We start from the raw sequence: 20892 nt of genomic DNA on the forward strand, positions 1-20892 counted from the left end.
TACTGCTCAAGCACAGGTAATACGAGTGGCTGTTATTGGTTTTGAAAAATATGGTGGGATATCGCTTGATTTTGAATTGGGGTTAGCTCTTCAGCAGGGAATTATTGATTCTTTAGCTCCATATCAAAAATATGGAATTACAGTTATAGATAGAGGTAATTTGGAGCATATTATACAAGAAAATAATTTACAAAAAGCAGGATTGATAACTGAAAGAGATAGCAATCAATACAAGGGGCTTGCACATTGTGATATTATTATCGGTGGAAACTATCAGGTAACAGAAGAAAACATAAAAGTGTTAATAAGGGTAGAAAATATTAAGAATGAAAATATAGTTATTTCTGAAATTATCAAAACATGTACTGAAAATACATTGTTTGATATTTTTGAACCAGCTACAAATGAAATAATAAAATTAATAGGGCTCTCTCAAAAAAAAGAAAAACCAATTATTGACAACACTATGAATGCAAAATCTTTTATGCTATATTTAAAAGGAAAAGAATCACTTCTTTGTGGACCAAATTATGAGTCAAGAATGACTAAAACATTACAATATTATAAGCAGGCTCTGGAATTATCGCCTGATGAACCCCTATACAAAGCATCATATGTGGAAGTAAATTGCTTGCTATCTGAATATAAGAGAATTATTGGGAAAAATAAGGAAGCATTCCAACACCTTGTTGAAGCTATAAAAAATGCAAAGGATTTATTTTACAGATACCCTTGGATTCCTCAATGTACATCTGCATGGGCAATGAGCCTTGATTCATTGACTCCTTATTACTTTTCTGTTTTAGAATATTCAAAAAAATACAATATTAATTGGATAAAACAATACCAATCAGTGTATGAATTCAGGAAAAATGAAATAATTCCATTATTTGAAGATGCCCTGAAAAATAATCCATATTCATATTCATTATTGATAATGATGTCCAAAGCGTTAATGGAAAATCAAAAATACATTGATGCTGAAGAACTTTTAAAACGTGCTATTGATATTGAACCGTTATCATTTTACTCAAGAACAATGCTTGCCCGCTGTTATATAATGCAAAACCGTAACCGAATGGCCATCCATGTTATAAAAAATTCGGAAGAATATATTGGTTCTGATATTTTATCATTATGGTATATCACCAATGCCTATATAAATATTGATGAATATGAAAAATCAATTGGTTATGCTAACAAAATGATGAATCTTGAACCATTTAATCATCTTGGATATTATACTAAAGGATTAGTATGTTTAAAATTGGGAAAAAGTGATGAAGCAGCACAATATTTTAAGCAAGCATTAGTATATTACCAATTACATGGCCCTAGCTTGCTACAGATGGGGAAATATTATTATAACCAATCTAATAAAAAGGAGTCCTTAAAATATTACAATACCATAATAAATCAATTAGACTCTGATAAGGAATTTTATGAAGATGAAATTCTGGCGATAGCGTTTGATGCAATAATAAACTCAGGTGATGTAACATCAATAAAAACCTTAAAGGATAAGCTGAATTTTCTTATAAAAACAGGTAATAATGAATTTTATGTTTATTATAAAAATCTAGCTGAAAAAAAACTAGAAGAATTAAAATAAAATGAGTTTTATATAACTTTTCAATAATCTAATATTATCTAATTTTACTTCATCAATGTGCAAAGAATAGCTTTCTGTACATGCATTCTGTTCTCAGCCTGGTCCAGCACAATGGATTGTGGCGAATCAATAACATCATCGGTTATTTCCTCACCCCTGTGAGCTGGCAGACAATGCATCACTTTGCATTCGGGGGAACATTTATCCAGTATCTTTCGTGTTATTTTATATTTAGCAAAATCCTTTTTTCTTCGTGAAGCTTCTTTTTCCTGGCCCATGCTAACCCAGACATCGGTGTAAAGATGTGTAGCATTTTCAACAGCCAATGCTATATCACTGGTAAGCGTTATAACACTTCCTGATTTTGAAGCAATAGAAAATGCCAGTTCTACCACCTCTTTTTTTGGATAATAGCCTTTAGGGCAGGCCAATGCAAAATCAACACCTAACATTGCAGCAGTTAACATTAATGATTGTGCTACATTATTGCCATCTCCTACAAAAGCTAACTTAACATTTTTAAAATTTCTATTAGATTCATATATAGTGAAAAAGTCAGCTAATGCCTGGCATGGATGAAACATGTCGGTAAGGCCGTTGATTACAGGAATTGTAGAATTTTGAGCTAACTCTATAGCAGTTGCATGTGCATAACACCGTATCATAATACCATCTAAATATCGTGATAATACTTTTGCAGTATCCGCAACGGTTTCCCCGCGTCCTAATTGTATATCATCCCTGCTTAAGAAAAGAGCATAACCACCTAATTGAAACATAGCCACTTCAAATGATACCCGTGTACGGGTGGATGTTTTTTCAAATATCATGCCCAGGGTTTTCCCTTTAAGATATGAATTGATTTTTCCCTGTTTCAGTTCATCTTTAAGCTTTTTTGACAGTTCAAATATTGAAATAATTTCTTCTTTTGAAAAATCAGTTACGGATAATAAATCTTTTGATTTTACCCTGGGTATCTTTATCATACTGTTGCTCCTGCAAAAATGCTATCAAGAATCAAAAGGCCTTCTTTAACAAGCTTAGTTGATATTGTTAACGGTGGCATGATTCGTATTACTTTCTCAGCAGTGCAGTTTATAACCAACCCTTTTTGTAACGCTTCAAGTACTAAAGGCTGACCTGGAATTGATAATTCTACACCAATATGAAGCCCAATCCCTCTAACATCAACTATCAGTTTAGGATATTTTGATTTCATGAGCGATAGTTCCTTAATAATTAATTCGCCTGTTTTGCGGATATTATGAAGTGCAGTTTCTTTACTTAATGTCTCAAGTACTGCCTTTGCTGCAGCAGTGGCTAAATGGTTACCACCAAATGTTGTACCGTGTGTACCTTTGGGGAAATAATCCACAAGAAAATCTTTTGTGTGGATTGCACCGATAGGTACGCCGCCACCCAGGCCTTTTGCCATTGTAATGACATCTGGAGTTATATCGTAATGCTGAAATGCAAACATCTTTCCAGTTCTGGCAATGCCGGTCTGAACCTCATCTATTATCAAGAGAATACTGTTTTCTTTTGTAACAGTATCTATCGTTTTGATAAATGCACTGTCAGCAATTTTGATGCCACCTTCGCCCTGTACAAGCTCTGTTATTACAGCACATATTTTTCCTTTGTATTTTCTTACAGTTTTTTTAAATGCAGTGATATCATTGAATGGAACATAGATAAATCCAGGAACTATCGGTCCAAACCCTGAATGAATTTTTTCCTGTGCTGTTGCCGACATGGCACCAAATGTTCTTCCGTGAAATGAATTGGTAAATGATATAATGTGATATTTTTTTGGTGATTGTGATAAACCAAATTTTCGTGCTAATTTTATTGCTGCTTCACTGGCTTCCGTACCACTGTTGGTAAAAAGTGTTTTTCCAGGAAATGCAGTTTTTGATATTAGCCTGGCTGCTTCAATCTGTTCTTTATTAAAATACCAATTTGAAGAATGGAGTATTTTATTAACCTGACCATGCAAAGCTTTATTCAATGCTGGATGATTATATCCTAATGAATTGACTGCAATACCTGCAAAAAAATCAATATACCGTTGGCCATCCTGATCAAATAGAATGCAACCGTTTCCATGTGTAAAACAAACCGGAAGGCGTGTTCCATAATTCTGAAAAAGATACTGTTTGTCCAGTTGCATTAAAGCCTGTAATTTTTTGGATTCTTTCATACAAACATCCCATAAAAAAAATAAATCGGGTTGCCCCGATTGCAAACTACATATAGTATATTTGTATAATGTCAATACATTTTGATATTTTTTAATAAAAATTAATATATTGTTTTTATTGCAACAAAATCATAAATTTTTGCCAAAATGATTTAAAAATGGTTTGCATATACACATATTTTATAGTATTATATAATTTGATAGTATCATTATGTGAGATAGTAACCATGAAGAGGATTTATGTTGTGTGAACGATGTAAACAACGTGAAGCAACTGTTCATTTGACTGAAATCATCAGAAATGAGAAGACTGAAGTACACTTGTGTGACAATTGTGCACGGGATATGGGTTTAAGTTCTCATGGTGGGGGGTTTTCGTTAACGGTTTCTGATATGATGTCATTTTTGGATGCCAAAGAAATGACGGATATGGTTGACAGCAATACCTGCGCCACCTGTGGTTGGACTTTAATTGATTACAAACGTACTGGCAAAGTAGGGTGTGCTGATTGTTACAGCTTCTTCAAAGAATCGCTGACCCCCATTTTAGCCGGATATCATGGTTCAACATACCATATTGGCAAAATGCCGCTTAAATACATTGAGCACAGAAAATCCAGGGGAATGATTGATACGGTGAGGTCAAAGAATGTTGCCACATTGTCGTTGCACGATCTTGAAAAGATGCTGGAAATAGCAGTTCAAAATGAAAATTATGAAGAAGCAGCTAAACTTAGAGATGAAATAAAAAGACTAAAAGGTTAAAAGAGGCTTTAATGTTTGAACAGCTGCTTTCACAGTCACCATTCTGGTCACAGGTAGGGCCTTCGGCTGATGTTGTCATGACCACACGAGTCAGACTGGCAAGAAATTTGCCGTCATTACCTTTTGGAAACAAGATGGATGAAGCTGATATATCAACGCTGGAATCAATTGTTCACCAGGCAGTAATAACATCAAAATATTTTGGAAATGCTCAGTTTATTAGTTTAAAAGATTGCTCTTCAGATGACAGACGCTTTTTACGTGAACGGGATATAATAACTCATGAAATGGAATTGAACAACGATAGTTGTGTTGTTTTTGATCCCCGCCAGCAATATTCTATTCTGATAAATGAAGAAGATCATATCAGGATTCAGGTCATTAAACCAGGTTTGCAGATGCTATCGGCATTTAAATTAGCTGATGAAATAGATGATGAATTAAATAAATATATTTCGTATGCATTTACTGATGATTTTGGCTTTTTAACTACCTGTCCTTCCAATGTTGGTACTGGCATGCGTGTTTCAGCTATGCTTCATTTACCAATGCTTACCGCTGCAAAAAATATGGGTGAAGTAATAAAATTGGTCAGAGAATACCAGGCACAGTTAAAAGGAATTGTCCATGATGCAACAAAAACCGTTGGTAGCATGTATATTATCAGTAATAAAGCCACATTGGGAAAATCTGAGATAGATATAATAGAAGAAATTGATAAAGTAATAAGCCTCATTATTGATCTTGAAAATGAAGCACGGGACGAGTATTATCAGCATCACAAGGATGTACTGGAAGATATGGTATGGCGTTCGTATGGTATAGTAACATTTTCACGGTCAATGAGTTATGCAGAAGCCATAGAGCATCTATCTTTAATAAGATTAGGGGTTGTTTTGTCGATAATAAAAAATATTGAACTTTCTGTAATTAATGATTTAATGATACATATACAGGTATCTCATCTTCAGAAAATTGCAGGCAGGCAATTTGCAAGCAGTGAAGAAGGAGATGCCTTCAGAGCAGCATATCTTCGAAAAAAATTCGAAGATAAGGAGTAAAAAAATATGTTTGATTATACCAAGAGGTCACGCAAGGTATTAGAAGTTTTAGCACAGGCAGAAGGGCGGCGATTAAATTCAGATGCATTGGGACCAGAGCATATAATGCTCGCCCTTTTAAAAGATGATGATTCAGTTGCAGCCCGCATATTGAAAAATATGGGGGTTAACTTTGAAATACTACGAAGAAATATAGAACAGGCTATACGCAAATCTGGATCCACTATTATTTTAGGCAATCTACCACTCAGTGCACGTTTTACACGAATTATTGAAATTGCAAAAGATGAAGCGCGTAAATTAAAAAATAATTATGTAGGCACCGAACATTTATTATTATCAATTTTTCGTGATGGGACTTGTTCGGGGATTGATACCCTTATACGAGCAGGTATTGACTATAATGTCATAAAGGGCGAAGTACAAAAGATTTTAGGCGTTACACCTGAAGGTAATTCTCAACAAAAAACCAATGATAAAACCAAAACACCAACATTAGATGAATTTGCTATAGAACTGACCCGTTTAGCAGCAGAGGATAAGTTAGACCCGGTTATAGGACGTAATTCCGAAATTGAAAGAGTTATAAGGATTCTATCACGTAAAACCAAGAACAATCCAGTTTTGATTGGTGAAGCTGGTGTTGGGAAAACAGCTATAGTTGAAGGGCTTGCACAGCGTATTGTACACCATGATGTCCCTGAACCACTTTTTAACAAAAGGGTACTGGCGCTTGATTTAGCTTCTGTGGTAGCTGGGACCAAATACAGAGGCGAATTTGAAGAACGCCTGAAACGAATCATGAAAGAAATCAAAGCATCAGATAATGTTATTTTGTTTATTGATGAGTTGCATACCATTATAGGCGCAGGTGCAGCTGAAGGAGCCATAGATGCTGCAAATATCTTGAAGCCTGCATTGGCAAGGGGTGAATTGCAGTGCATAGGTGCTACAACCTTAAATGAATATCGCATGTACATAGAAAAAGATGCTGCATTGGAACGCCGATTCCAGACAGTTATGGTTGATGAACCTTCAGTAGATGAGGCTATTGAAATACTGTTTGGCCTGCGTGAACGCTATGAAATGCATCACAAAGTACGATATACTGATGATGCAATTAAAAAAGCTGTATTATACGCTGACAGATATATCCATGACAGATACCTGCCTGATAAGGCTATAGATGTTATTGATGAAGCAGGATCCAAAGCAAGGCTTGAAAATTGTGAACGTCCTGTAGATATAGAATTGCTTGAACGTGAAATTGAAGATTTAAATAACCGTAAAAACGAACTTGTAAAAGCACAGGAATATGAACAGGCAGCATCTATACGGGATACAATCATAGAAAAGAAAGCACTGTTATCACAGAAAATAAGTGACTGGCAACAGCGCATTAATGACTATGCAGTAATAGTTGATGAAAAACAGATAGCAACTGTAGTTGCACAATGGACAAAAATACCTGTTGAAAAACTTGAAGAGTCTGAATCTCAGAAACTGTTACGCATGGAACAGGAATTGCATAAACGTATAATAGGACAGGACGATGCAATAAGCGTCATAAGTAGAGCTATCAGAAGGTCACGTACAGGCCTTAGAAGCGCCAGAAGGCCTATTGGTTCATTCATCTTTCTGGGCCCTACGGGTGTTGGAAAAACTGAACTTGCAAAAGCCCTGGCAGAATTTCTGTTTGATGATGAAGATGCGCTAATACGGTTTGATATGTCCGAGTTTATGGAAAAGCATGCTGTTTCCAGACTGATAGGTGCACCTCCTGGATATGTAGGTTATGAAGAAGGAGGGCAGTTAACTGAAAAAGTAAAACGAAGGCCGTATTCGGTAATTCTTTTTGATGAGATTGAAAAAGCACACCCTGATGTATATAATATATTACTGCAGGTACTTGAAGAAGGTGAATTAACCGACAACTTTGGTTCAACAACAAGCTTCATTGATACAGTAATTATTATGACATCCAATGTTGGCAACAGGGAGTTCCAAAAGATAGGTAAAATGGGCTTTAATGAAGTTGATCCACAAATTGCACAATTTCAGAATGTAGATGAAGAAGTTAAAAGATTATTTAGCCCTGAATTTTTAAATCGCATTGATGCAGTAGTCCATTTCCACAAATTGAATGAAAACCACATCAAACAAATACTTGATTTGATGTTACAGGAAGTAAATGAACATCTTGAGGAGCAGGGTATTGAATTAATTGTTTCCTCAAAAGTCAAGCAATACCTGGTTAAACGTGGATTTAATGAAAAGTATGGAGCACGGTACCTCAGAAGAACTGTGCAAAACGAAATAGAAGACAGATTGGCTGTGGAAATATTAAATGGACGCTTTAAAGACTGCCATCGTGTATATGCTGGGATAAAATATGATGCAATATATTTTAAACCAGAGAAAAACGGTAATACTGGCAAAATTTCAGAACCTGAAGTTGTACATCATTCATAAAGTACTAACTTAACGAATATCATTTCTATATATTTAACTGAAATATATATTTAAATCATTAATTATTCCTAAATGTTGAAATTTGAATAAAATATAAAATAGTCTACACCCCGCCGCCGAAGGCGGCGGGGGTGTACACTTTATTCTTTATGAAATTTTTTTTAATGAATTATTACTATATTTAAATAATATATAATGCTATCTGTTAGAAAAAATTTGATTACTCAATCTAAGTCTCATCAAAAAATTATTAATACAAAAATAAGTTATAATTATATAATCAAAAAGATAAAAAACAGGTTTTTCCTGCCACAATTTCTGCGCTCATTAAAAAAATTTGGTATTTCAGGATTTTACGGTGGTAATAAAGTTACTCTTATAACTGATGGTGATGTATTTTTTGATGAGTTATTCAAAGCTGTAGACAGCGCGCTTTTGAGCATTAACCTGGAAACATATATATTTAATAGTGATGACATCGGATGGAAATTAGCTAAAAAATTAGCTGCAAAAGCAAAGAAAGGTATTGAGGTTAATGTGATTTATGATGCTATAGGCTGCATTAATACTTCAACTTTGCTTTTTGAATACATGAAAAAAATGGGTATTGAATTAATAGAATACCATCCTATTGTACCCTGGCGAAAATATTTTAATCTTTATATACGTGATCATAGAAAATTGATGGTTATCGATGGCAAAATAGCTTTTATTGGTGGTATGAATATTGGAAATGAATATGCTGGTAAAAAATACCGTGGACAGAATTGGCGTGATACACACATAAAAATAGAAGGGCCAGTGGTAAAAGACATTGAGTACTTTTTCCTTGAAAACTGGCACAGGCAGGGAGGAGCCCTGGTTGATATTTCAAAGTATTTTCCTGTAATTAAACCTGTTGGGGATACAATTGTAATGGCTTTAAGCAGCCATTCACGAAGAAGAATTAAACCAATTTATCATACATATTTAGCAGCTATAGCAAATGCACGTAACTATATTTATATTACCAATGCATATTTTATCCCCGACATGAGGATAGTAAAGTCTTTAATATATGCAGCAAAAAAAGATGTTGATGTAAGAATATTGTTACCAGCAATAAGTGATATACCATTTGTGCAGCATGCCAGTAGATATTTATATAAACGGTTCTTGAAAAATAATGTTAAAATATATGAATATCAACGTGCTATTCTGCATGCAAAAACAGCTGTTATAGATGATATATGGGCAACGGTTGGTTCTTCAAATTTAGACAGAAGAAGCTTTACTGCAAATTTAGAGGTGAATGCTATTATACTTGACCAGGCATTTGGTGAAAAGATGAAAAAGCAATTTTTAAAGGATATAAAAACTAGCAATGAATTACACCTGGAACATCTTAAACGACGCCCTTTTGTACAATATTTAAAAGAGTGGTTTTGCTATAGATTCAGATATTTATTATAGGGAATCATACTATAATTAAAAATCTACCGCAATAAGTACATACAGCTAAGGATTTCTTCCCTTTGATTTTTGCCATTTCTACTGGTGGGATTACCATATGGCAACCACCACAGGTATTTTTTTCAAGAATAGCAAAAGGATTCTGGCATTTTTGCCGCATTCTCTCATAATATGAAAGTGAGCGGTTATCAATAAATCGACGCAATTCATTGATTTTTTTTGTGAGTGTTTCTGATTTATCACCACTATCTAAAAGGCGATATAATTGATCAAGCCTGATTAGAAGGTCAAGATCAGATGAAGGTACACCAGCCAAACTTTCAATATGATTTTCTTCTTTATTTATTTCTGTTATTGAGTCAAAATATAATTTGGCTTCTTTGGTGAGTATAGGATAAATTTTTGAAGGAGTCCGAGCAGCATCAATTTTCTCTCTTTTTTCAGTATTGGAAAAAATTCTTGCCATCATCCCAACAAGGTAAAGGTACTTGGTGCTTAAAGAAGTTGGGAAAATGCTGAGCATAACATATTTAACAGGTTGATTGTCAAAGGATTCATATTCTACAGGTTCATTGCATATTCCAAAAATGGTCAGTAGTTTTTTAACTGAATCGGTTCGCACGTGGGGAATAGCAAACCCATTCCCAACACCCGTATTTTCCAGTGTTTCACGGTGCATTACCTGAGTGTAGTATCTATCAGCATTATCCAGTTTCCCTAAATCCTGTAATTTCTGAATCAACTCTTTGATAACCAGTTGCTTTTCATTGCTTTTAACAGTTATTACATGTTCTTTAGGTAATAGTTCTGATAGATCCATTTTCTAAACTCCTTGTGAATTTAAATTTATTTCTTGTGAAATTCAAATCGTAAAACTTGTTAAGAATATTTAACATTGCTTCATTAATTATCATAAAACAAATAATTATATTTATTGTACCATAAAATTATAAATAAAACTAAAATCAAGAAGATATTTTCAAAATTTTTTAACAAATAGCTTACAATTGGCAATAGATGTTGCAGATGGAAATCTTTATAATACAAACATTACTGTAGCAATGAACAAATAGATTTGCTATAAGGATATAACCTGAAAGTTCCAGTAAAAATTATCATGGTATTAGAGTAAAGATGTGGTTTTATTAGGTTTGCAATTGATTCTGTTTCAGTAAAAACATCCATTAAAAATATATTTTTTATTTCTTCATCAGGTATGTAACACCGATTATCAGGTATCTGGAGATAAAGGAGCGGTTTTGAAGTAAAATGCTGTATTATTGAAAGCATTTTGGTAACATCTTTATCCTTCATGAAGCTGATGCAGAATATTTTTTCGTAGTCAGCATATTGTTTGCACATGTTTCTTAATGTATTTTCTAATGCTTCAGGATTATGTGCACAATCAAATATAATAAGAGGCTTTCTGCTTAGAACTTCACTCCTTCCAGGAATATAAAGATTTGACATGGCATGGTATATATGTTCAGGTACTATCGCCCAATTATTGTTTTTTAAAATTAATGCTGTGGCGATAGCAACCGTTGCATTTGCCGCCTGAAAATCTCCCATTAGGGAGCAGTGAATGTTTTGAATCTTTTTATATTCACCAAATATAGTATGGTTATATTCACCATCAAAGGTGAGAGGGCTTTGTGATTTAATTAAAAAATTTATATCGTGATTAACAAACACTATGGGTGATTGTTTTAGTATTGCTTCCCTTTGTAATACTTCTTTTACTTCAGGTTTTTGTATGGCACTTACTACTGGAATATGTTTTTTAATTATTCCTGCTTTTTGATATGCAATTTCTTCTAATGTAGTACCCAGTATTGCTGTATGGTCATAAGATATAGGAGTGATAACACTGACAAGTGGAGTGACAACGTTTGTGGAATCAAGTCTGCCACCAAGCCCTGTTTCAATCACAGCAATATCCACTGAATTATAGAAGTGAAGAAAAGCAATTATAGTAAACGCATCGAAAAAAGTTGGAGTATAGCTATGAGTTTTACATAGTGTTTCCAGCATTTGAGAATATTCCAATATTTCTTCATCAGTGATCTCTTTGCCATTTATTGTTATGCGTTCGTTATATCGTATAAGATGAGGTGATGTGTACAACCCAACTGTGTAACCCGCTGCTTGAAGGATAGCTGCAATCATATATGCCGTTGAGCCTTTTCCATTAGTTCCGGCAATGTGAATGCATGGCAGCTTGTGCTGAGGGTTACCTAAAAGATTCAATACAGAAACAATCGTATCAGGAGAATAATGAGTATAATTGCTTGCAAAGGATTCATTATTGGCAAGGGATTGTAAATAGTGTGGAAGCATAGTTAGTGCAACGCCTGTTTCAGTGCTTGATGCATAACGTCAATAGGTGCAGTTTTTCCTGTCCATAGTTCAAATTGCATGCATGCCTGGAACAATAACATATAATCACCAGTTATTACAGTACATCCTTTTTCCTGTGCTTTCTTAACCAACTGTGTGTGTAACGGTGAATAGATAATATCTACAACTACATTTTGTGGATGCAGTAATGATGTGTCAATTGGTGTTAGGGATATGTCAGGCTTCATACCAACAGGTGTGGTATTTATAATGATGTCATGGTGTGCTGTTATCTCAGGTGTAAGATCGTCAATCAGTACCGTTTCGATAGATGTAAAGTATTTGCGTAAATCATTTGTTAGTTGCGTTACATTATTTATGTTCCGGCCACATATAGTTATGTGTGCTTTAGATTGGGCAAGGGTATATGCGATAGCTCTTGCAGAACCACCATTGCCAATGATTAAAACCTTTTTGTTATGATAATCTATAGAATGAGTATCAAGTGAACGAAGTAATCCGTAGCCGTCGGTATTGTATCCTTTTATCATCCCATTATTGTTGACAAGGGTATTAACCGAGCCAATGCGTGAAGCTAAAGTATCAACGCTATCGCATAGCGGTAAAACATCAACCTTAAAAGGAATGGTTACACTTGCACCTTTTATTCCCAGTGCTTTTATTGCGTCAAAAGCCTGTTTAATTGAAGCTGGTTCAAATGCAACATATACTGCATTTATTTTAGTATATTCAAATGCAGCGTTTTGCATTACTGGCGAAAGTGAATGCCGTACAGGTTTACCCAAAATGCAATATACAGATGTATGTGCATTTATTGTCATATTGTTTTTCTTTCAATAAATTCCGTAGTAAATTCTGTTTGTTCCACTACTATAAAGTACCCTTTAGGGTCAACCTTAAAACCATTATGGTATTCGGTTACCAGTATTGCTTCATTGGGGTTTACTATATACTGTATTTCTTTCCCATCAACACTCAATAATATTCCACATGGTGCATTAACACAAATAAATAATTCAGGACAGCTGTGTTTTTCTAATTTTGTGATTTGTTCAGCACTGGTAAATTCAGGATGATACACACCAACACGCCAATATTTTGAGTCCTGTGCAATGACAGTCCATCTATCGTTTGTTTTCAATGAAAAGGGAGTATTGTTCATGGAGCGACCTTTATATTATTATATTGTACATACATAAAATGATGTATGATAATGAATAGTAGAAATGACAAGTAATTTTTTACAACAAATAATTCTTGAAAAAAATAGTTATATAATAATAAATGTAAAACCCCTTTACTGATATATAACAACTGGATATTAAAATGAAAACTTCATCTTACATTCGCAATGTCCTTAGTATTGCCGGATCAGATTCCGGTGGTGGTGCTGGTATTCAGGCTGATTTAAAAACAATAACTGCACTGGGTTGTTTTGGTATGACTGTGATTACTGCAATAACTGCTCAAAACACACTGGGCGTTATTGATTATATGCCTGTACCATTGGACATGATTGAAAAACAGTTTGATGCAGTTGCATCTGATATTCCCATTCATGCAGCTAAAACAGGAATGCTGGCAACACCTGACATTGTAAAGCTTGTAGCAACAAAAATTAAACAGTTTTCCATCAGCAACTGTGTTGTTGATCCGGTCATGGTTGCAAAAGGGGGATCAAAATTATTATCAGATGACGCCATTCAATCAGTAATTCAAAATTTAATTCCCGTTGCCCATGTAGTAACCCCAAATATTCATGAAGCTGAAGTTCTTACCGGGATAACAATAAAAAATATTGATGATATGAAAGATGCAGCAAAAAAGATATATTCATTTGGTGCGCGCTATGTAGTGGTAAAAGGTGGGCATTTAGAAAGTGATCCAAGTGATGTTATTTACGATGGTAAAAATTTTACCGTTTTGAAAAATCAGCGTATTGAAACCAAAAATACCCATGGCACTGGATGCACATTTTCGTCAGCAATTGCAACCTATGTGGCAAAAGGGTATAATACTATTGAAGCAATAACAAAAGCAAAAGAATTTATCACAAAAGCTATTACCTTTTCGCTTCCATTAGGCAAGGGGCATGGACCAACAAATCATCTTGTGGCAATAGTTAATAATGAAGAAAAGATTCAGGTAGTAGAAGAAATTCAAAAAGCTTTTTCAATACTCCATGCTGCTAAATGTGGCCAAATGTTTACCAGTGGAGTTTCAAACATAGCATATACTCTTCCATATGTTACTGATACCAGTGACATCGCGATGTTTCCTGGTGGTATTATAGTTTACAATGATTCAATTTTCAGAGTTAAGGATCCTGCATATGGTGTAGACCATCAAATGGCATTATTTATGCAGAAAATTACTCCAATGAACTATCGCGCAGCTATAAATATTAAAAATGAAATTGAGTATAAAATAAATGCTCAGGCACGTGGCATTCCAGTGTATACTTCATTAACTATTGACAATTTACAGGAAATCACCATTTCTGAAAGTAATAGGATAGTATGTGTTGAAATCAAGCAGGACAATATGCTGTATATTATTGGCAATACACCCTTTGAAATAGCAGAAACTCTATTAAAAATTAAAAAGTCGGAAAATTCACATGCATAGCATAAAAGGCCTTTTTGATTATCTGGAAAAAGTATTCCCGCTTGAATATCAGGAAGAATACGATAATTCAGGAAGACAGATTTCGTTTGATGATAAACCTGTGGAAGGCATTCTTGTTGCTATGGATGTATCTCCTGTTATTATTGATGAAGCACGTGAAAATAATTGTAATTGTATCATAACACATCACCCAATATTTTTTAAACCAATAAAAAATATATCTTTAACTAATAGTACTGGCCAGATGGTAATTGCATGCATTCAACATGAAATCAGCATATATGCTACTCACACCAACGCAGATGCTGTATGCTGGGATTTACTGGCTAAATCACTGGAACTTAACAATATAGAATTGCTGTTTCCAGATAAACGTTTTAATACAATAGGATATGGCGCTACGGGTAACTTTGAAAACGATATGACATTATCAGATGTGTTGAAAAAAATATCTCAATGTTTACAGACTAACTCAATAATATACTATGGTGATTCAGGCAAATGTATTAAAAAATTGGCTTGTTTGCAGGGAGCAGGTTCACGAAAAATTAATGCGGTCATTGCACATGGTTCAGTAGATTGTATTATTACCGGTGATGTTGGATATCATGATGCTCTATTAGCCAATAATAATGGGATTGCTGTCATTGATATTGGTCATTATGTTTCTGAAAAACCAATTATTGATTTTTTATACCAAACTGTTTACAACTACTTGACAAAAAAAATGAACTGTAACGATATACCTTTGATGATATCAAAGAAAGAACATAATCCAATGAAGTGTGGTATGTGAAATGAGCCCTGAAATATATACAATGCTTGAATTGCAATCTATATGGGATAAGGTTCTGGCAGCAAAAAATGAAATTTCCCGATCGCGGCATGCTATTGATTTCTGGCGCAATGAAATGAAAGCAATGGAAGCCAAAATGGCTGATTTGCGGTCCAGGGTTAATCAGACTAAAACAAACATTAAACAAAAAGAACTTGAACTTCATGATGTGGAATCACGCATTCAATTTCTTGACAGCAGAAAGAATTCGTTAAAATCACAGCGTGAATTTGATTCAATGATTACAGAGCTTGAAACTCTTAATAAAAAGAAAGACGAAATTGAAAACAATATGCTGCAGTATATGGAAGATGTTGATGCAATTGAAAATGAACTGAGTGTATTACAACATGAAATGCCAAAAAGATTAAATCAGATTGAAAAAGATGTTGAAGAATTACAGAATAAACTTGAATCTCTGCAAAAAGAAGCAGAAGATAATGCCGCACAATTTAATAAGCAAATGAGCCAGTTGCCTCCTGATTTAAGGGCCAGATTTGCAAAAGTGGTTGAAACAAAAGGCAATGGCATAGTTCCTCTTGAAAACGGGATTTGCCAGGGATGCCATTTTCAGGTACCTGTGTATGTAAAAGATGAAGTTGCTAAATCAAAAGCAGTGACCTGCACCAATTGTGGCCGTTTTTTATATTTCAAAAATTAATATAACATATTTAAAAGTGCTGGTTGTAGTTAAATGTTACATTACCAAGGCTGGTGAAAACGTTTTCACCATTAGTCATCCTGATTGTATGGTGACATACCTACTAAAAGTTTTAATTTTTATAATTGATTCTGGATCACAACCGTCATGAGAATGATTCATTTTTAGAGGAGATAATAATGTTGCTGAGTATAGATAGAGTGTTACAGTTACTTGCAGAAGGCAAAAGTTTGGAAAAAATTGCTGAATTGTCAGATGTTGATGTAAGTGAAATACAATCAGTAATTGAAGAAGCACGTAAAATTATCCTTGAATATGACAAGCAACGCGCAAAAAGTAAAATAATAGTAAAAAAGAAAAGCAGTACTACAGAAAATAAAGATCAAGCTGAAGTAGCGGACAATATATTTGATGGGCTTGAAATTCTATCAACAATACCTACTGAATCAGTTCTGACAATGTATATTGATGGTGCATCAAAAGGAAATCCAGGTCCTGCAGGTATTGGCATTGTTATTTATGATGCCGATGACAGGCTTGTAGGCAAAGTTTCCACATACATTGGCAAAAAGACAAATAATCAGGCAGAATATACTGCATTATTACGGGCAATTCAATTGGCACTGTACTTTAAGACCAAAACTTTAAAAATAAGAAGTGATTCAGAGCTAGTAGTGCGCCAGCTCTCAGGAGAATACCAGGTAAGCAATACTAACATAAAAAAGCTTTATGAAAGAGTAATAGAATTAAAAAAGCAGATACCAAATGTTAAAATTGAGCATGTAATACGTAATTTTAATGAAAAAGCTGACTTTTTAGCCAAGAAGGCTGCTGATAAAAAAAGATAGAATACTATAAAGGTGGCATTTGTGTGTACCAGTACATCATCCTATGTAAAAGATTTATTATTATCTCATTTTAAAATCTCTCATCTTGTTGCTGATTTACTATTACTTAGGGGTATGAATAGCCCTTATAGTGCATACACATTCCTCAATCCTGACCTTACATTATGTTACAGCCCATTTCTTATAAACGAGATGGATGAAGCAGTAAGGATCATTAAAAATGCTGTAACCCATAAGAAAAAAATAGGTATTTTTGCGGATTCAGATATTGACGGTCTTACTTCTTTAACATTATTAACTCATTTGCTTGATCTTTTGAAAGCAAAGTACTATTACCGTTATCCTGTTGCCGATGAATTATATGGACTAACAATACCTATTATTGATGAGTTTAAAAAAAATAATATAGATTGTATTATAACATTGGATAGTGGTACTCGTGATGTTAATGAAATTGCGTATGCCAGAACTTTGGGTATGGATGTTATTGTTTGTGACCACCATGAACCATCTGAAACACTACCAGATGCAGTCATCATTAACCCAAAATTAATCAGTTCTCAATATCCCTTCAAGGAACTGGCTGGTGTTGGTGTTACTTATAAATTTTGTCTGGCAGTATTGCTAAGCTATACAAAGTATCATGACAAGCATATTATAGTTGTAGCGTTATCACATGATTCTGTTTTATATAAAGTAATTCATAGAGGCAGGGCGATAGCTCATGGTTCAGTCAACAGCATACAGGAAATAAAACACCTTTTAAAACAATATACTGGTGCAATTCTTTTTAATTACGATGTACCTGATATAGCATCTTTAAAACATGGAATGTATTATGATATCAGAGACTTTGTAGATGAACTATCGCCAATTAATGAAATAATAAAAGGTGATGTTAAGGATTTATTCCCAACCCCGGTGGATTATGCTACCATGCTACTTTTCAAGATACAATACCAGCAATCAAAAAAAATATCACAATTTATACAGGATATGCTCCCCCTGGTGGCACTGGGTACCATTGCTGATATGATGCCACTGATAGATGAAAACAGAATTATTGTAAGTAACGGAATATCATACTTTGATAAAACTAATCATTGCGGATTAAAGGTAATAAGAGAGCATGTTGCAAAAACAATAAATTCGGATACTATTGGCTGGGATATATCACCACTTCTAAATTCACCGGGTAGATTTGGCAAAACAAAGTTAGCTGCCGATTTTCTTCTTGAGAAAAAGCAATCAAAAGTAAAAGAACTATTGCAGGAGATTGTTCAACTTAACAGGGAACGTAAAAATATAATTCAAGCGTTAGTATCAAAATTTTCTAATAATGAATCCATTGAAAATAATGCATTACGGGTGATATGTTCTAATGAAATACCTGACGGATTAACCGGAATTATTGCAAACAGGCTTGCTGATCAGTTGTTACAACCTGTGCTTGTAATTTCAGATAAGCCTGAGGCAAAGATAATTAAAGGTTCAGGGAGGTCACGGAATAATTTTGACTTTTTTACTACCGTATCAAAACATGAACATCTTTTCGAAAAATTAGGTGGGCATAACCATGCCTTTGGTTTTTCAATAAAAAAAGAGAATATTCCTATACTTTTAAAAGAATTGAATAGTACATTGAGCTGTACAACTATAGAAAATGATATTTCAGAATATGATTATGAATTGCCAATAGAATACATAACCTTTGAATTACTTGAAGCACTGAAATTATTTGAACCTTATGGAATAGGGCATAAGCCTTTTATTTTTTTATCAAAACATTGCACCATCAGCCAATATTTTATCATTAATGGCAAACATTGTAAAATTATTTTTAATGGTTCTATAAAATTAGAAGCTATGGCGTGGAATTCAGCTGATAAATATAAAGATATTTTAATACAAAAAATTCCTGTTGATATACTTTTTACAGTAAAAGCTAATGAGTATAATGGTCTTATATCGCCGCTGCTAATTATAGAAAATCTTTATCCCTCTCAGGATTTAAAATAAAATTCTGTTCTCCTGTTCTTCTGTCTCCCTTCTTTAGTATCATTTGGTGCAATTGGCTTTGATTCACCAAATCCTTTTGCGCTAATCCTTTCAGGGCTTATTCCATGCTTAATAATATAATCGCATACCGCATCAGCACGTTTTTCAGATAATTTTTGATTATAGGTATCATCGCCAATTGAGTCAGTATGGCCCCACACCTCAACTTTTAAGTGAGGATTTGCTTTCATCATGTCTACCAGTTTATCAAGAATATTAATCGAGTCTTTTCTGATATACCATTTATCAAAATCAAAGTGAATGTTATCCACCACTACAGCTTTGCCAGGTTGTATTTCATCAAGGACTACTTTCAATTGACTGTCGCTTTTATTGACAATTACCTTTTTGGGAACATGACCATCTGATTCAAAAATAACTTCAACATTGTCTTTGTCGGGGATAGTTATATCACCTTTTCCATTAATGGCAGTTGACTGGTTATACTCCCCATTTTCATCTTTGTATTGAATAGTTATACGTGATTTCAGTGGTGATTTATTATTATCCGTAATCTCAACGGGCAACTGACGTGTTGGCATTTGTTGTTTTGTAGGTTGTGTTGTTGGCTTTGATTCGGGTGTTTTCGTTTTATCGGCTAATTCTTTTTCAGATAGCTCTTGATCAGGTAATTTTGATGGTTCTTTTGGTTCACTCTTTTGGGTTTCTTCTGGTTTTGAAGTTTCGTAATGTTTGCTTCCCATATACCCTGCACCAATTGCATACAAATAGTTTCCTGCAGGTAAAAATAAAATACCATCAGCAGCTACTGGTTGAGATACGCCTCCAGGGAAGGGGGCAGTGAATTCCCACCATGTATTGCCAGAATTGATATACATTGCTTTCACTTTTGCAACTGGTTGATTTTTATCATTTTGCTGATTATACGCAATATATATAACATCACGAATGGTAACAAAGTACGGAGAGGATTGTTGTCCAACAAATATGCTGGCAATGGTATTACCACTTTCTGGACTTATGCCAACAATTGATGCATTATTCAGCGAAAACAGTATTGACCTGTCGGTAAAACTTAACGGTGATGTAATGGTGCCATTATATGACTTCTGCCATAATGTTTCACCGTTTTTTATATCCAAACAATATACGGTATTATTTATGGGTACATATACATGTTTATTGACTACTGGTGGCAGTATTGCAACTGGTTGATTAAAATTTTTTTGCCATACTACTTTTCCAGTTCTTTGTTCCAAGCAAAAAACGGTAAAAGTTTTTGTTTCATAATTCATTGATTGCGTTATGATATACTGATCATAGTAAACAGGAAAACCGCTGTATGTGGCAATATCCTTGTTTTCCCAAACTATATGCCCGTTTTTTATATCCCGTGAAGCAAATATTTTTCGAGTACCATAATAAATAGTATCCTGATCAATAATGGGATCCGCATATATCCCATCTATGGAAATTTGTGTTGTAATGCCGGTTAACCCTTGAGGTTTTGTTTCGTCAACACGCAATCCGGTACGTGCCCATATAACGTTGCCAGTTCGTTTATCAAAAGCATAAATAGCAATGGGATCGCTGACAATAACAGTATTTCCATACACAAGAGGATATTTAATTTTCCCAGCTGATTTTGAATATGCTTTAAACTGTGATGATATGGATCGTATATCATTAAGCCAGATAATATTTCCAGAATCTTCATCAATGCAATATAGAAATGCATTTTTATCAACAAAATATAGTCTTCCATCACTTACAACTGGATTGAATACTCTGTCTTTAGCTAAGAATAGCCATTTTAATTGATTATTTGAAACGATAATTTCATCATTATTGCCTGTAAAAAAAAGATTTCCTTTATATATTGGCCAGTTACCCGCTAATGCAAAGGTAGCGAAAGTTACTAATAAAAGTGAAATGGTTATTATGATGTTTTTCATACTTTCCTCCTGCTGTAAAA

The 20892-nt window shown here is 34.2% G+C and carries 17 protein-coding genes; 10 read left to right on the forward strand and 7 right to left on the reverse strand.

Annotation, left to right across the window (positions count from 1 at the left end):
- Positions 1-25: 25 nt before the first annotated feature.
- Positions 26-1612: a hypothetical protein gene (locus AB1444_08815; protein ID MEW6526751.1), complete on the forward strand. Its 1587-nt coding sequence runs from the start codon at positions 26-28 to the stop codon at positions 1610-1612.
- Between the two features lie 44 nt (positions 1613-1656).
- Here AB1444_08815 and argF read toward each other — a convergent pair whose 3' ends face one another.
- Both argF and AB1444_08825 read right to left on the reverse strand, forming a co-directional pair.
- Positions 1657-2598, reverse strand: coding sequence for an ornithine carbamoyltransferase (gene argF / locus AB1444_08820; GenBank protein MEW6526752.1), 942 nt, complete (start codon positions 2596-2598; stop codon positions 1657-1659).
- Positions 2595-3815, reverse strand: a complete 1221-nt coding sequence (locus AB1444_08825; GenBank protein ID MEW6526753.1) for an aspartate aminotransferase family protein — start codon at positions 3813-3815, stop codon at positions 2595-2597. The genes argF and AB1444_08825 overlap by 4 nt, the downstream gene beginning before the upstream one ends.
- Before the next feature lie 240 nt (positions 3816-4055).
- On the opposite strand from AB1444_08825, the gene AB1444_08830 reads away from it, so the two are divergent.
- From AB1444_08830 to cls, 4 genes are all read left to right on the forward strand, one after another.
- A complete protein-coding gene (locus AB1444_08830) occupies positions 4056-4580 on the forward strand; it encodes a UvrB/UvrC motif-containing protein (protein MEW6526754.1) in 525 nt (174 codons plus the stop codon).
- Between the two features lie 11 nt (positions 4581-4591).
- Positions 4592-5641, forward strand: a complete 1050-nt coding sequence (locus AB1444_08835; GenBank protein ID MEW6526755.1) for an ATP--guanido phosphotransferase — start codon at positions 4592-4594, stop codon at positions 5639-5641.
- A 6-nt stretch (positions 5642-5647) separates the two neighbouring features.
- Positions 5648-8113 carry an ATP-dependent Clp protease ATP-binding subunit gene (locus tag AB1444_08840; GenBank protein MEW6526756.1) on the forward strand — a complete coding sequence of 822 codons (2466 nt, stop codon included), beginning with the start codon at positions 5648-5650 and terminating at the stop codon, positions 8111-8113.
- 195 nt (positions 8114-8308) lie between these two features.
- Positions 8309-9565 (forward strand): cardiolipin synthase, encoded by a 1257-nt coding sequence (gene cls, locus AB1444_08845; GenBank protein ID MEW6526757.1) that lies wholly within the window; start codon positions 8309-8311, stop codon positions 9563-9565.
- Between the two features lie 4 nt (positions 9566-9569).
- Here the strand turns inward: cls and AB1444_08850 are convergent, their stop codons facing one another.
- The 4 genes from AB1444_08850 to AB1444_08865 all read right to left on the reverse strand — a co-directional run bounded on the left by AB1444_08850 (position 9570) and on the right by AB1444_08865 (position 13088).
- Positions 9570-10385 (reverse strand): PTS sugar transporter subunit IIA, encoded by an 816-nt coding sequence (locus tag AB1444_08850; protein ID MEW6526758.1) that lies wholly within the window; start codon positions 10383-10385, stop codon positions 9570-9572.
- Between the two features lie 230 nt (positions 10386-10615).
- Positions 10616-11905, reverse strand: a complete 1290-nt coding sequence (locus tag AB1444_08855) for a folylpolyglutamate synthase/dihydrofolate synthase family protein (GenBank protein MEW6526759.1) — start codon at positions 11903-11905, stop codon at positions 10616-10618.
- Positions 11906-11907: 2 nt separating this feature from the next.
- Entirely contained in the window at positions 11908-12747 is an 840-nt protein-coding gene (locus tag AB1444_08860) for a shikimate dehydrogenase (GenBank protein MEW6526760.1), read from the reverse strand.
- Positions 12744-13088, reverse strand: a complete 345-nt coding sequence (locus AB1444_08865) for a hypothetical protein (GenBank protein ID MEW6526761.1) — start codon at positions 13086-13088, stop codon at positions 12744-12746. Before AB1444_08865 ends, AB1444_08860 begins: the two co-directional genes overlap by 4 nt.
- A 164-nt stretch (positions 13089-13252) precedes the next feature.
- Here AB1444_08865 and thiD point away from each other — a divergent pair, with 164 nt between their 5' ends.
- The 5 genes from thiD (at position 13253) to recJ (ending at position 18917) form a co-directional block, all read left to right on the forward strand.
- Positions 13253-14554 carry a bifunctional hydroxymethylpyrimidine kinase/phosphomethylpyrimidine kinase gene (thiD, locus tag AB1444_08870; protein ID MEW6526762.1) on the forward strand — a complete coding sequence of 434 codons (1302 nt, stop codon included), beginning with the start codon at positions 13253-13255 and terminating at the stop codon, positions 14552-14554.
- A complete protein-coding gene (locus tag AB1444_08875) occupies positions 14547-15350 on the forward strand; it encodes a Nif3-like dinuclear metal center hexameric protein (protein ID MEW6526763.1) in 804 nt (267 codons plus the stop codon). The genes thiD and AB1444_08875 overlap by 8 nt, the downstream gene beginning before the upstream one ends.
- Position 15351: 1 nt before the next feature.
- Positions 15352-16050 (forward strand): hypothetical protein, encoded by a 699-nt coding sequence (locus AB1444_08880; GenBank protein ID MEW6526764.1) that lies wholly within the window; start codon positions 15352-15354, stop codon positions 16048-16050.
- Between the two features lie 179 nt (positions 16051-16229).
- Complete coding sequence (locus AB1444_08885; GenBank protein ID MEW6526765.1) at positions 16230-16898, forward strand: ribonuclease HI family protein; 669 nt, start codon at positions 16230-16232, stop codon at positions 16896-16898.
- Positions 16899-16919: 21 nt separating this feature from the next.
- On the forward strand, positions 16920-18917 hold the full coding sequence (gene recJ / locus AB1444_08890; protein ID MEW6526766.1) for a single-stranded-DNA-specific exonuclease RecJ: 1998 nt from the start codon (positions 16920-16922) through the stop codon (positions 18915-18917).
- On the opposite strand, the gene AB1444_08895 is transcribed toward recJ, so the two are convergent.
- On the reverse strand, positions 18902-20872 hold the full coding sequence (locus tag AB1444_08895) for a PQQ-binding-like beta-propeller repeat protein (GenBank protein MEW6526767.1): 1971 nt from the start codon (positions 20870-20872) through the stop codon (positions 18902-18904). The two genes, recJ and AB1444_08895, sit on opposite strands and share 16 nt — an antisense overlap.
- Positions 20873-20892 lie beyond the last annotated feature (20 nt).

This window comes from Spirochaetota bacterium (genome assembly GCA_040756435.1).
In the GTDB taxonomy this organism is placed as follows: domain Bacteria; phylum Spirochaetota; class UBA4802; order UBA4802; family UB4802; genus UBA4802.